This window comes from Ralstonia mannitolilytica, from assembly GCF_905397375.1.
Lineage (GTDB): Bacteria > Pseudomonadota > Gammaproteobacteria > Burkholderiales > Burkholderiaceae > Ralstonia > Ralstonia mannitolilytica.
Genome location: NZ_CAJPVG010000018.1, coordinates 1 through 13,418, shown reverse-complemented (window position 1 = coordinate 13,418; position 13,418 = coordinate 1). Strand labels below are relative to the sequence as shown.

The window sequence follows — 13,418 nt, the reverse complement described above, 5'->3', positions numbered from 1 at the left end:
GATGGCGGGCACGCGCGCAACACCGTCTGCCTCGATGCGGCAGCGCATCCGCCTCGGCGTGGGCGTGGGCACGCTGGTGTGCGCGGCCGTCCTGGCCTGGGCCGGCAGCCTGACCGACGCACATGCCGAGGATGCCGCACATGCCGTGCACAGCGTGAACCAGGTGCCGCCCCAGATCACCGTCGGCGTGATCGGCAAGACGATGATGCCGCTCGAAGGGGTGGCGGCCGACCGGCTCACGGGCTTCTCGGGCGACCTGCTCATGCACTTGATTCCGCAAGACCAGGTGCGCGTGGTGCCCCGTGTGTTCCAGCGCCGGGATGAACTGCTCATGGCTGCGTGCCGCGGCGATGTTGACGTCGTCATGAGCGTGGCGCCGCGCTCGCAGTACGATCACTGCCTGGAATACTCGGCCCCGTACCTCGAGCGCGCCACCGCCGTGGTGGCTCGCAGCGACAATCCGCAGGTGGCGCGCAACGCGTTCTCCGCCGGCATGCGCATCGCGGTGGAACAGGGTTCGCCGCTTGAAGACGAGCTGGCGCGTGAACACCCCGACGTGCACCTCCTCAGCCTGCCCACGGCCGCCGATGCGCTCGACGCCGTGCGGCACGGCACGGCCGACACGTATGTGGGCATCACGCATACCACGCGGGAGCTCCTGTCGCAGATGCGGTACAGGACGCTGTCGATCGTCGAGCTCGTCAACCAGCGCGTCGATGCGCTGCACTTTGCCGCGCCCCGCTCCGAGGCCACGTTGATCCGCTATCTCGACCGCCGTCTCGCGCAGTTACCCGACAGCACCATGGCCGATCTGCGCGCGCGCTGGATCGCTCAGCCCAACGCAAGGCCGGCACTGCCGCTGTCGGCCGCAGAACGCGCAATGCTGGCCGCCCTGCCGCCGCTGCGCTACGCCGCCGATCCGAACTACATGCCGTACACCTTCAGCGAGGTCCAGGGCGATGTGTTCGGCATCCTGCCGGAGTACCAGAGCTATCTGGGGCGCACGCTGGGCCTGCGTTTCGAGCGCGTGACGGTACACGACTGGACCGAGGCGCTCGAGAAGGCGCGCGCGGGCGAGATCGACATCCTGCTCGGCATGTCCGACCAGGACGCCCGCCCGCCGGGCTTCGTACTGAGCCACCCGATCGACGCCACGCCGATGGTGATCGTCGGACGCAACGAGGCGCTCACCGTGGCCGCGCTTGCCGAACTCGCAGGCAAGACGGTGGCGCTGCCGAGCAGCGATTCCCTCGCTGCCCTGCTGCACCGGAACGTGCCGAAGATCCGCATCGTGCCGGCCGACTCCGTCAAGGACGCGCTGACCATGGTGGCGACAGGGCAGGCGGATTTCACGATCGCCAACCTGCCCGTGGCCGATGCGGTGATCCGCCATCACTTTCCCGGCGAGCTCAAGGTCACAGGCTCGGCCAACACCATCGAGAACATTGGCGTGGGGGTCTCGCCGCGCTATGCGGCCCTGGTGCCGCTCATCAATCGCGCGCTGTTCGCCATGCCCGAGGGCGAGCAGGTCAGCATCCGCAACAAGTGGCTGTCGGTCAGCTACCAGCTTGGCCCGTCAGCCTCCGCCATGCTGGCGAAATTCGGGCCGGCGGCCGCGCTGGTGCTGTTGGCGCTGGCGGCGCTGTTCATCAAGCAGACGCAGCTGCGCCGCGAAAACCGCCAGCGCCGCCTCGCCGAAGAGACCCTGGCGCGCCAGTTGAGCTTCCAGCGCGCGCTGATGGAAGCCGTGCCGTTCCCGCTTGTCGCCAAGGATGCGGCGCACCGCTACGTGGCCGTGAATGCGGCGTTCTGCACCATGTTCGGCCGGACACCCGCGTCGCTGCTCGGGCGTACGCCGCAGGAGCTGGGACTCCATACGCCCGACAACACGTCGCCGCTGTCCGATATCAACCGGCGCGCCGAACAGAACAGCGAGAGCACGCGCGAAGAACTCATCATCGAGACACCCGACGGGCCATCGCGCAACGTTCTGTACTGGATCGAACCCTTCCACCTGCCCGACGGGCAACCGGCCGGCACCGTGGCGTCGCTGGTCGACATCAGCGAGATCCGCGACGCGCAGGCACGCGCCGAACGCCTCGAGCGGCGCCTGCGCGAGGTGACCGAATCGCTGCCGGCCCTCGTCTATCAGTTTGAGCTGTCACCGGGTCAGAGCCGCGGTCGCATCACTTACGTAGCCGGCAAGGCGCACGAAACCCTGGGCGTCCAGCCGCAGGATCTGCTGGGCTACCTCTCCACGCCCGAAATGCTGATTCACGAAGACGACCGACAGCGCATGCTCGACATGGTGCTCGTCTCGGCGCAGCACCTCACGCCCTTCGATCAGCAATTCCGCCACGTGGGCGAAGACGGTGCGGTGCGCTGGCTACACGCGCGCTCGATCCCGCATCGCGAGCCCGATGGCCGCACGGTCTGGAACGGCTACCTGAGCGACGTCACCACGGAGCGCGAGCAGGCCGATGCGCTGGAGGCCGCCAAGAACGCGGCGGAATCGGCACTGCATGCCAAAGACCGCTTCCTCGCGATGATGAGTCATGAGATCCGCACGCCGATGAACGGCGTGCTCGGCCTGATCGAACTGCTGCGCCAGACCCGGCTCGACGGCGAGCAGAAACAGATGGTCTCGTTGGTGCAGGACTCGGGGCGTGCGCTTCTGCACATCCTCGACGACATCCTCGATTACGCGAAGATCGAAGCCGGCCGCCTCGACATCTCGCCCGCGGCGACGGATCTGCGCGAGATGTTCGACAGCACGGTCGGCCTGCTGGCGAGCCGCGCGCACGAGAAATCGCTGTCGGTCCGAGTGGACGTGGCGGCCGACGTGCCGGCCAGCGTCTCGGTCGACAGCGTGCGCGTGCGGCAGATTCTGTTCAACCTGCTCTCCAACGCCATCAAGTTTACCGACACCGGCAGCGTGCGGCTGTGCGCCACGTGCGCGGGCGTGAGCGGCGACACGGCGCGTCTCGCCATCTGCGTGGCCGATACGGGCATCGGCATCTCGCCGGAGGTGCAGGCCACGCTGTTCGCGCCGTTCGTGCAGGCCGAGCGTACGACCACGCGGCGCTACGGCGGCACGGGCCTCGGCCTGGCGATCTCGCGGCAGCTCGCGGAGCTGATGGGCGGCAAGCTCGTCATGGAGAGCACGCCCGGGCACGGCACAGCCGTCACGCTGGAACTGGCCGTGCCCATCCTGAAGGCGCGATATGCCCTGCCCAAGCTGAGCGGGCGCAGCATTGCCATTGCCGTGGACGATGCGGCCCTGCGGCACAGCCTGACGGCGTTCGCGGTCGCCGCGGGCCTGCGCGTCACCGCGGCCGACGACGCCACCGCCGACATCGTCCTGAGCCTATCGGCGCATGCGCGCGACGGCGCCGTCCGCCTCATGCTCGAAGCCGGCTATGCCGAACCGGGCAACGCCTTGAGCGTCAACCCGCTGAACTGGCATGCCTTCGTGCAGGCGTGCGAACGCGCGTTGCCGCAACCCGAGCGCGGGCGCACGCCGAGCGCCACGGCGCCCCCCTGCCCCAAGGCCACGTCCAGTGAAGCGCCGGGGGCGCACATCCTGGTGGCGGAAGACCACCCGATCAATCGCGAGCTGATCGCCAAGCAACTCCGCCTGCTGGGCTACCGGGTGACGCTGGCCGAGGATGGCGCCGTCGCGCTCGAGCGGCTGCGCGAACACCGCTTCGACGCGTTGCTCACGGACTGCCATATGCCCGGCATGGACGGCTTCGACCTGGCCCGGCACATCCGCCGCGAAGAAGACGGCGGCCCGCGCTTGCCCATCATCGCGATCACCGCAACGACGCTCGCCGAGGAGCACGCACGGTGCCGGGCCGTGGGCATGGATGCGAGCCTGCTGAAGCCGACCACGCTCGCCACGCTGCAGGAGGCGCTGTCTGCGCTGCTCAGCCCGCAGGCCGGTGCGCAGGCTCCGGCGGAAGAAACGTTCGCGCTGGCGCTCGACGACCTGCGCGCCGCACTGGGGACGGACGCCGCCGCCGCGGGCCTGGCGCGCGTGTTCCTGTCGTCGCTGACCGATGACGCGCAGCGGCTCGAGCCGCTGCTGGATGCAATGGATCGCGCCGAGCTGCGCGAGTGGTCGCACCGCACGGGCGGTGCGTTGGCGCTGCTGCACAACGCGTGCGTGGACGCGGTGGCCGCAGCCTTCCGCGACGCCGTGCACCACGGCACGCACGCCGACGTCCGGACGGCTGGGGCGAGAGTCAAGCGGCTCCTCGACCACATCAACGCGCTGCTCGATGCATTCATCTCCGCATGCGGCACGATGCTGCACCGCACGCAAGTGACGGATTCATAAGGGAAAACCGTTTCAAGCGGCGCATGCACCGCTTTTAGACGAAGTGTTCCAATCGGTCGATTGACTCGGCCAGAAGCGCCTCCTACGATGACATCGACCAATGTCACATTAAGAGGCGCCCCAGTGGTGCCCACGGAGACACCACGTGAACGCACGGACCGACTTCCCGCGCGCCGACGCCGTTGCGCCGGCCCCGCACCGCCCCGACGCCCCTGCCCTCATCGAGGTCGCCATCATCGGGACGGGCTTTGCCGGCCTGGGCATGGCGATCCAGCTCAAGCAGAACGGCATCGACGACTTCCTGGTCTTCGAGAAGGCCGGCTCGGTGGGCGGCACCTGGCGCGACAACCATTACCCGGGCTGCGCGTGCGATGTGCAGTCGCACCTGTACTCGTTCTCGTTCGCGCCGAACCCGGAGTGGTCGCGCATGTATTCGCCGCAGCCGGAAATCCGGGCGTACCTGGAGCGCTGCACCGACCAGTTCGGTGTGCGGCCGCACGTGCGCTTCCACCACGAACTGGTGCGCGCCGCTTTCGACGATGCCGCCGGCGTGTGGAATCTCGAGATGGCAGACGGGCGCCGCTACCGCGCGCGTACACTCATCTCCGGCATGGGCGGACTGAGCCGCCCCGCGTGGCCGAACATTCCCGGCATCGAGACATTTCAGGGCAAGGCGTTCCACTCGCAGCTCTGGGACCACGACTACGACCTGCGCGGCAAGCGCGTCGCCGTGATCGGGACGGGGGCTTCGGCCATTCAGTTCGTGCCGCAGATCGCGCCCAAGGTCGGCCGGCTCGACCTGTACCAGCGCACCCCGCCGTGGATCCTGCCCAAGCCCGACCGCAAGGTCTCGCGCCTGGAGCACTGGCTGTTCCGCCATCTGCCGTTCACGCAAAAGCTGGTGCGCACCGGCATCTACTGGGTGCTCGAATCGCGCGTGCTCGGCTTCGTGATCCACCCGAAGCTGATGAAGGCGGTCGAGCGCATGGCGCGTGCCCATATCAGGCGCCGCATCGCCGATCCCGAACTGCGCCGGAAGGTGACGCCCGACTACACCATCGGCTGCAAGCGCATCCTGATCTCGAACGACTACTACCCGGCGCTCACGCGCGAGAACGTCGACGTCATCACCACCGGCATCGCGCGCGTGGAACCGAACGCCATCGTCACCACCGACGGCACGCGGCGCGAGGTCGACTGCCTGATCTTCGGTACGGGCTTTCATGCGACAGACCCGTTCCCGCGAGGCGTGCTGCTCGGCAGCCAGGGCGCCGACATCGTCGACGTGTGGGACAGGCACGGCGCCGAGGCCTACCTTGGCACCACGGTGGCGGGCTTCCCCAACTTCTTCATGGTGGTGGGCCCGAACACGGGGCTCGGCCATTCGTCGATGGTGTTCATGATCGAGTCGCAGGTGGCATACATCGTCGACGCGCTCAAGTCGATGCGCGCACACAACGTGGCGGCCATCGACGTACGCCCCGATGTGCAGCGCCGCTTCAACGACGGCATCCAGAAGAAGCTCTCGCATGCGATCTGGTCGGCCGGCGGCTGTGTGAGCTGGTACCTCGATCCGAAGACCGGCAGGAACACCACGCTGTGGCCGGGCTTCACGTGGCAGTTTCGCCGCGCCACGGCCCATTTCCGGCTGGCGGACTACCGCACGCGCCCGATGGCCGTGCCCAAGGGCGTGCCGCTGCGCATCCCCGCCCGCACGGTGCCCGCCGCCGTCCAGAACACCCCCAACGAAGAAGCGCTCGACCGCGCCTGACCTCTGACGCGCACCGGCCATCAGGAGACACGCCATGAAGTCATTCAACAACCAGGTTGCCGCCATCACCGGTGCCGCGTCGGGCATCGGCCGCGCGCTGGCGCTGGCGCTGGCGCGCGAGGGCTGCCACCTCGCGCTCGCCGATCGCAACGAAGCGGCGCTCGCGCAGACCGTGAACCTCATCCGCGCACATGAGGGCGACCGCATCCGCGTGACCACGCATGCCGTCGACGTGGCCGACCGCGGCGCGGTGTACCGCTGGGCCGAAGAAGCGGCGGCCGCGCACGGCAAGGTCAACCTGATCTTCAACAACGCCGGCGTGGCGCTGTCGAGCACGATCGAAGGCATGGAAGACGATGACCTCGCCTGGATCATGAACATCAATTTCTGGGGCGTGGTGCATGGCACCAAGGCGTTCCTGCCGCTGCTCAAGGCGAGCGGCAACGGGCACATCGTCAACACGTCGAGCATCTTCGGCATCTTCGCGCAGCCCGGCATGGGCGCGTACAACGCCAGCAAGTACGCGGTGCGCGGCTATACGGAAGCGCTGCGGCAAGAGCTCGACCTGATGAACTGCGGCGTGTCGGCCACGTGCGTGCACCCGGGCGGCATCAAGACCAACATCGCCAAGTCGAGCCGCGTGTCGCCGAGCATGAACGGCTTTCTCGTGCGCGACGAGCAGCAAGGCAAGGCCGAGTTCGAGAAGTTCTTCATCACCACGCCGGAGAAGGCTGCGCAGGTGATCCTCGACGGCGTGCGCAAGAACAAGCGCCGCGTGCTGATCGGGCCCGACGCCTACGCCGCCGACGCCATGGCGCGCATTCTGCCGGCCGCCTACCAGGCGCTGGTCGTGCGCGAAGCCCGCCGCACCCGCAAGAAGGCGCTGCGCGAAGACACCGCGCCCGCCACCGCCCGCGCCAAATAGCCCCGGAGCCGATCGATGAAGACCGTCGCGTCCCACCCGCCGCTCCATGCGGTCTCCGGAGAAACGTTCGCCAGCCCCCCGCGCGCGAACCTGCTGCACGTCGCGCGCGCGATGCTGCGCCCCGGCCGCATCGGCCTGCGCAGCATCGGCCGCGACGTGCTGATCGCACGTTACGCCAAGCCGCAATCGCGCTACCTGCCATTGATGGGCACGCGCGTGCATTACACCGACGAAGGCGCTGCCAACGCCGAAGGCACATTGCTGCTGATCCACGGTTTTGGCGCGTCGCTGCATACGTGGGACGGCGTGCTGCCGCAGCTCACGCGGCGCTACCGCGTGATCCGGCTCGACCTGCCGCCGTTCGGCATCACCGGCCCGCTGCGCGATGCACAGGGCCGCCCGCGCACGATGGAGCTGCCGCTGTACCGCGACTTCATCGACGCGTTTGTCGACACGCTCGGCCTGTCGAAACTCACGCTGATCGGCAATTCGCTGGGCGGCATGGTGTCGTGGGATTTTGCCGTGCGGCACCCGGGCCGCGTCGAGAAGCTCGTGCTGATCGACTCCGCCGGCTTCCCGATGAAGCTGCCGATCTACATCGATCTGTTCAATCACATTGGCGTGCGGATGACGTCGCCGTGGATGCTGCCCGAGGGGATCATCCGCGCCGCCACGCGTGATGTGTATGGCGACCCGTCGCGCGTGTCCGAACCCACGCTGCGCCGCTACGCCGATTTCTTCTATGCCGACGGTGCACGACAGGCCATCGGCAAGATGGTGCCGAAGTTCCGCTTTGACGATGTCGATACCAGCGGGCTGGCCTCGATCCGAGTGCCCACGCTCATCCTCTGGGGCCAGCGCGACCGGTGGATCCCGCCCGCGCATGCCGGCGAATTCGCCCGCCGCATTCCCGGCGCCACGCTGCGCATGTACCCGGCGCTCGGCCATATCCCGATGGAGGAAGACCCCGTCCGCGTGGGGACCGACCTCTGTGCATTCCTCGATCAGGGGCGCGCATCGACGCGCCTTTCAGAAACCACATTCCAGGAGAACCGCCCATGATGCCAGTCCGCCGCGACGTGCATCCTCACCTGCCGGCTGATCGCATCAGCAACTGGCACGAGCGAGGCCCGCACGTGACCCACTTCCTGAACGCGCTGTCGATCTTCTTCCCGACCGGCGAGCGCTTCTTCATGGACAGCGTGCGCAACTACCGCCACCTGGTGACCGATCCCGAACTCAAGCAGGCCGTGGCCGGCTTCATCGGGCAGGAAGCCATGCACACGCGCGAGCACGTGCTGTACAACGACCTGCTCGATCGCGCCGGCCTGCCCGCCACGCGCATCGACCGCTTTGTCGGCAAGTTCCTGAACCTGCTGCGCAAGTACACGCCGAAGTCGCACCAGCTGGCGGTGACGGTGGCGCTGGAGCACTACACCGCCATGCTGGCCGGCCAGGTGCTCGCCAATGAAGACGGCCTGGGCCGCAACTCCGAGCCCGGTTACCGCCAGGTCTGGCTGTGGCACGCCATGGAAGAAACCGAGCACAAGGCCGTCAGCTACGACGTATGGAACCTCGCCATCAAGCCGGGCGTGGGCCGCTACCTCACGCGCACGCTGACGATGGTGCTGACGACCCTGACCTTCTGGGCAATGGTGTTCTACGTGCACCTGCGGCTGATCTTTGCCGACCGCACCATCAAGCACAAATTCCTGGGCCTCGGCAAAGCGTTCCACTTTCTGTGGATTCACCCGGCGCCGCTGCGCAAGATCATCCCCGAGTTCTTCGATTTCTTCCGGCCGTCGTTCCACCCGTGGGACGAGGACAACCGCGCCGCGCTGGAACGCCTGCCCAAGCTGATCTCGGAGATCGAAGCCTATGCCGCAGCCCATGGCGAAGCACCGTCGCCGTCGATCCGCCGCAAGCTGTCGACAGCCGGCGCGGCCGGTTCCTGAACAGGCATTCAAAACGCCTGCGGCACCCGTGGTATCGGGATCAAACTAGAAATAGATAAGGCGCACCCGACGCATGGGCGCGCCGGAGACACTAACCCTTGTCCGACGCGGGCGACTGGCCCGACGGCTCGTGCATGTGCTCGATGACTTGCGCCACGCGGTCGCCGAGGTACTTGTTGGCGGCGATCTCCAGCGCGCGCATCAACTCGGCTTCGACCGCCACCAGCGCCAGCGGGCGGATGCGCCAGATCACGTCGACCAGACGCGGCACGTCTTCGACCGGCGGCAGATCGCTGCCGTACTTGTCGAGTTCGCGCACGACCATGGAGACCAGGTCATCGGCCACCGCCTGCGTATGCGGCCGGGCACGCTCGATGATGTCGAGCACTTCGACCAGCGGGAAGCCGGCCTTGGCCATCTGCGCGCCGGCCATCAGCGCCTTGGGGCTGCGCGCGAGATAGCCCAGGCCGTCAGGCTCGAGCAGGCCAAGCGAGATGGCCCGCCCCAGCGCCTCGCGTGACATGGAGCGCCCGAACAGCTTGGCCAGCGCCAGCAGCGAATAGTGCTTGGGCGCCTCGTCCGACCACGGGCTGCTGATGGCCGATTCGAGCCCGAGGATCGAGCGCAGGTCGTGGCCCTCGACGATGGCCTTGAGCAGTTCCTGGATGTTGGCGAGCGTGTAGCCGCGCGCCAGCAGATGGTTGATGAGCTTGAGCCGGCCGAGATGCGCCTGCGTATAAATGCCCACGCGCCCGCGACGCTCGGGCGGATCGATCAGGCCGCGGTCCTGGTACGAGCGGACGTTGCGGACGGTGGTGTCAGCCGCGCGCGCGAGTTCATCGATGGTGAACTCACGGGCAGGTTGAGCAGCGGGCGGACCGGCATCGCCGGTTGGTTTGCGGGCGGGCATGGAAAAAATTCTACACGAGCGCGGCAAGGTGACGGATCGCCATGAACGCGCCAGTCGCCGGGTGGTTTCCGGCCTCTCACGACGAGGAGACCGTCGATGTGGGAATCGGTGTTGCATTTGCGTTGGCTGCTCGGCTCGCCGTCTGCGGGCGGTATGGGTGCATCGCTTGTTTCGTCCCCTGCCGGGTCCGACCTACTTGCTTTGTCTTGCCAAAGACAGGTAAGCAAAGAAAGGCGTGCCCAGGATGGCGACTTCCCCTTGAATTTGTGTCGCACAGAGGGGACGTGGAAAACTCGCTTCGCTCAGACAGTTCCCCCTCTTTTTTCCGCCCGCCTACGAAAATTCAAGGCGCCCCATAGGGCAGGGTACGGCCAAACCGTCGGCGGGCAGGGGTGGGCCGGGTGGTTTCGGGTTGCCGGGGTGTTGATGACGGCGTTGTTGCTGCAGAGCTGTGCCAGTGCGGGGGACGACCACGGCGGCATCGAGGCGGAGAAGGCCAAGCAGCTGGAAGATGCCCGGGCGCAGGCGCGGGCGCCGTTTCAGGCCGGAGCGCTGGCCACGCGCGCGGTGCGGCCGGTGACGTTGCGCGATTCGGGGCAGCCCGATGCGATCTCGTATCTGCGGCATGTGGATTTCCGCTTCGACGGCGGTGTGGGCTTCGTGATCGATGAACTGGCGCTACGCATGGTGCCACGTGAGGCGGGCGATCCCGTGTGGCTCGATGATGTGTCGTCGTACACGCTGCAGCCAGTGAACGGGACGGTGCGCGTGACGGCCGACAGCATGGCCGCGTTGTTCAACACCGTGGTCTTTGCGCGCGGGCCGCGCAGTGACCCGCCCCTGCGCAACTTCAGGTTCTCGCTGGAGGACAACGCGCTGGACATGCACGCCGAGATGCGCCGCCGCGGCGCATGGGTGCCGATCGAGCTGCGCGGCCCGCTCGTGCTGCGCGACCCGCAGACCATCGTGTTCCGGCCCAACGTGGTCAAGGTGCGCGGCCAGGACGCGGGCCCGCTGATGGGCGCCGCGCGCATCGAACTGGCCGACCTGCTGCCGGTATCCACGCCGTCGGTGCAGCTGGCCGGCAGCGAGATCGTCATGCAGGTGCCCAGGCTGTTTCCGCCGCCAGCGCTGGACCTCAAGCTCTCTGCCATCCGCGTCACGCGCGACGGGCTCGTCATGCAGATCGGCGACGGCCGTCCGCAGATGCCGCCGTTGGCCAACGCCTCCGATGCGCAGCGCCCGTACATCCTCTTCCGCGGCGGCGACATCCGCTTCATGCGCTCGATGCCGATGAACGCGCGCATCGACATCGTGGTTGCCGATCCGGCCAGGCCGTTCGTCTTCAACCTGTACCGTTACCGCGACCAGCTCGTGGCCGGCTCGCTGCGGTTTTCGCCCGATGGCGGCATCCGCGTGCGGATGCCGTCGTTCGGCACGCTCGCCGCGGGGCAGACGCCGAAAACCGCCAGGCCTGCCGTACACCTCGCCCGGAGGACCGCGCCATGATCGCCTCCGCCCTCACCTTCGCCGCGTTGACGCTGCGCCTAGCGCTGGTGGCACTCGGCTTGGCCGCCCTCGTGGCGAGCGCCCTCGGCCGTGCCGCCGAAGCGCCCATGGCTAGCGCCCAGCGCAAGACGCTCGACACCGCGCGCCAGCAATGGACGCAGCGCTGCGATCCGTCCTCCGGTGCGCCCAACGCGAGCGGCCCGGCCGTGGCCCGCAATTCCGGCACCGCACCGCCCGTCGTGCAGATGCGCAATGTCGATTTCCGCATCACTGGCGACATCGGCTTTCACGTGCACCAGCTCACCGCGCAACTCGTGCCGCGCACGCCGGGGCAGGCGGTCGATCTGGACGATCCGGGCCAGTTCGACATCCGCATCCTCGGCGGCGATGTGACGGTACCCAAGGCGTCGCTCGACGCGCTGTTCAATACGTACCTGCTGGACTATTCCCCGCGCTCGCTCAATGCGTTGTCGCTCACGCCGGGCGATGGTGTGCTCGACGTATCGGGCGGGCTCAAGCTGCGCAACCATGTTCCCGGCGTGTGGATGCCGTTCGGCATGCGCGGCACCCTGGAGTTGAAGGAGTCGCGCTATCTCGTCTACACGCCGACCGAGGCGCGCGTGATGGGCATCCAGACGCTGGCGCTGCTCAAGGCGCTGGGGCTGCAGCTGTCGCAGCTCGCGCCACTGGACCGCGGCGGCGCCAAGCTGGAGGGCAACACCATGGTGCTCGATCAGTACACGGTCTTCCCGCCGCCCCGGCTGATCGGCCAGATGAAGACGGCGCGCGTGACGCCCGACGGGCTCGTGCTCGGCTTTGGCCCGGCACCGGCCCTGTGCGCGCCCGCTCCGACCGATGCCGAGAGCCGCATCTGGATCCAGTCCGGTGACCTGAAGATGTACAACGTGCTGGTGACCAACAGCCGCGTGCTCGTCACCGATACGTCGACGCGCGGGCCGCTGCGCTTCGACCTGTATCACTACCGCGAGGCCGCCGCGCGCGGCACCACGCGCATGGATGCGGATGGGACGCTACGCGTCGACCTGGCGCCGGCAGCGTCCATCCAATAGCGCCCGGCCCTTCCCGCGCCGGCTTTACTTCTGACACACGGCGCGCAGGATCGCCTCGCCTTCGGAATGCGGCACGATGGCTTCCCAGCGCGGGCCGTCGATGGTCTTGGTAAGCACCGTGCCGTGCTGGCTGTCCTGGATCAGCGCGCTCACGGGGAGGATGCGGTCGTTCTTGCAGTCGTAGAGCGACGTGCGCGTGTCGTACTGATAGGCCCTGCCGTCGGAGAGCTTGCGCGGCGCGTCATAGGCATCGCGTGTGGTGGCGCGCACGGTGCCGTCCTTGTTGTGTTCGATCGAGTCCTTGTCCAGATACAGCGTGCCGGCGTTGTCGGCCAGCGGAGCCAGCTTGACCCAGTTGTCCGCCGCCACGACCGTCGAACTGGCCACAGCCAGCACGGCCGCGACCCAGCAGGCCGGCGTCATTTGCGCTTTTCGCATCGCAACCTCCATGTGCATCATCGTTGGCGCGTGCGGGGCGCTGCCGCGGGCTGCAGCGTTCTCCGCACATCGAGAATCGACGTAGCAAACCAAGTGCCGGCCATACAACGCTGCCGCGACAGCCGATAAAAAAGCCCGCGCGGGGCGGGCTTCTTGGCGGAAAGTGCGGCCGTTACTTGGCGGCAGCGGCCATGTAATCGACGGCGGCCTTCACGTCATCATCGGAGCCGGCGTACGTGCCCTTGGGCGGCATCGCGCCCTTGCCGTGCAGCGCGATGTCATACATTTTCGCCTTGCCCTCGGCGATGCGCGGCGCCCAGGCGGCCTTGTCGCCGAACTTCGGGGCGCCTGCCACGCCGGCGGCGTGACACATCTGGCAGGTCGATTCATACACCTTCTTGCCGACGTCGCCGGCAGCGGCTTGCGGTGCAGCGGCGGCAGCCGGCGCCGCAGCGGCAGGTGCCGGAGCCGCCGGCGCTGCAGCGGCAGCGGGGGCAG

Annotated in this window: 10 protein-coding genes; 7 read left to right on the top strand and 3 right to left on the bottom strand. The window is 67.8% G+C overall.

What is annotated here, in order from left to right; all coding sequences use genetic code 11:
- Position 1 precedes the first annotated feature (1 nt).
- The 5 genes from KHN96_RS21590 to KHN96_RS21570 all read left to right on the top strand — a co-directional run bounded on the left by KHN96_RS21590 (position 2) and on the right by KHN96_RS21570 (position 8,993).
- Positions 2–4,342, top strand: coding sequence for an ATP-binding protein (locus tag KHN96_RS21590; RefSeq protein WP_238587542.1), 4,341 nt, complete (start codon positions 2–4; stop codon positions 4,340–4,342).
- A 145-nt stretch (positions 4,343–4,487) separates the two neighbouring features.
- Complete coding sequence (locus KHN96_RS21585; RefSeq protein WP_062737741.1) at positions 4,488–6,113, top strand: flavin-containing monooxygenase; 1,626 nt, start codon at positions 4,488–4,490, stop codon at positions 6,111–6,113.
- Between the two features lie 34 nt (positions 6,114–6,147).
- Positions 6,148–7,038, top strand: coding sequence for an SDR family NAD(P)-dependent oxidoreductase (locus tag KHN96_RS21580; RefSeq protein ID WP_045785105.1), 891 nt, complete (start codon positions 6,148–6,150; stop codon positions 7,036–7,038).
- 15 nt (positions 7,039–7,053) lie between these two features.
- Positions 7,054–8,100, top strand: a complete 1,047-nt coding sequence (locus tag KHN96_RS21575; protein ID WP_115044106.1) for an alpha/beta fold hydrolase — start codon at positions 7,054–7,056, stop codon at positions 8,098–8,100.
- Complete coding sequence (locus tag KHN96_RS21570; RefSeq protein WP_062737739.1) at positions 8,097–8,993, top strand: metal-dependent hydrolase; 897 nt, start codon at positions 8,097–8,099, stop codon at positions 8,991–8,993. The genes KHN96_RS21575 and KHN96_RS21570 overlap by 4 nt, the downstream gene beginning before the upstream one ends.
- A 91-nt stretch (positions 8,994–9,084) precedes the next feature.
- On the opposite strand, the gene KHN96_RS21565 is transcribed toward KHN96_RS21570, so the two are convergent.
- Positions 9,085–9,903: a MerR family transcriptional regulator gene (locus tag KHN96_RS21565; protein WP_045785108.1), complete on the bottom strand. Its 819-nt coding sequence runs from the start codon at positions 9,901–9,903 to the stop codon at positions 9,085–9,087.
- A 426-nt stretch (positions 9,904–10,329) separates the two neighbouring features.
- Between KHN96_RS21565 and KHN96_RS21560 the strand changes: the two genes are divergently transcribed.
- Together KHN96_RS21560 and KHN96_RS21555 are read left to right on the top strand one after the other, a co-directional pair.
- Entirely contained in the window at positions 10,330–11,412 is a 1,083-nt protein-coding gene (locus KHN96_RS21560; protein WP_062737738.1) for a hypothetical protein, read from the top strand.
- The gene (locus KHN96_RS21555; protein ID WP_045785110.1) at positions 11,409–12,482 is read left to right on the top strand and encodes a hypothetical protein; all 1,074 of its coding nucleotides are present in this window, start codon (positions 11,409–11,411) and stop codon (positions 12,480–12,482) included. Before KHN96_RS21560 ends, KHN96_RS21555 begins: the two co-directional genes overlap by 4 nt.
- A gap of 24 nt (positions 12,483–12,506) precedes the next feature.
- Here KHN96_RS21555 and KHN96_RS21550 read toward each other — a convergent pair whose 3' ends face one another.
- Positions 12,507–12,920: a surface-adhesin E family protein gene (locus KHN96_RS21550; RefSeq protein ID WP_062737754.1), complete on the bottom strand. Its 414-nt coding sequence runs from the start codon at positions 12,918–12,920 to the stop codon at positions 12,507–12,509.
- A gap of 172 nt (positions 12,921–13,092) precedes the next feature.
- Positions 13,093–13,418: c-type cytochrome (locus KHN96_RS21545; protein WP_211888736.1), on the bottom strand; the 326-nt coding region annotated here is incomplete at its 5' end.

Coding starts and splice junctions, on each gene's coding strand:
- KHN96_RS21590 (WP_238587542.1), top strand. CDS start 2: ATGGCGGGCACGCGCGCAACACCGTCTGCCTCGATGCGGCAGCGCATC.
- KHN96_RS21580 (WP_045785105.1), top strand. CDS start 6,148: ATGAAGTCATTCAACAACCAGGTTGCCGCCATCACCGGTGCCGCGTCG.
- KHN96_RS21575 (WP_115044106.1), top strand. CDS start 7,054: ATGAAGACCGTCGCGTCCCACCCGCCGCTCCATGCGGTCTCCGGAGAA.
- KHN96_RS21570 (WP_062737739.1), top strand. CDS start 8,097: ATGATGCCAGTCCGCCGCGACGTGCATCCTCACCTGCCGGCTGATCGC.
- KHN96_RS21565 (WP_045785108.1), bottom strand. CDS start 9,903: ATGCCCGCCCGCAAACCAACCGGCGATGCCGGTCCGCCCGCTGCTCAA.
- KHN96_RS21560 (WP_062737738.1), top strand. CDS start 10,330: ATGACGGCGTTGTTGCTGCAGAGCTGTGCCAGTGCGGGGGACGACCAC.
- KHN96_RS21555 (WP_045785110.1), top strand. CDS start 11,409: ATGATCGCCTCCGCCCTCACCTTCGCCGCGTTGACGCTGCGCCTAGCG.
- KHN96_RS21550 (WP_062737754.1), bottom strand. CDS start 12,920: ATGCGAAAAGCGCAAATGACGCCGGCCTGCTGGGTCGCGGCCGTGCTG.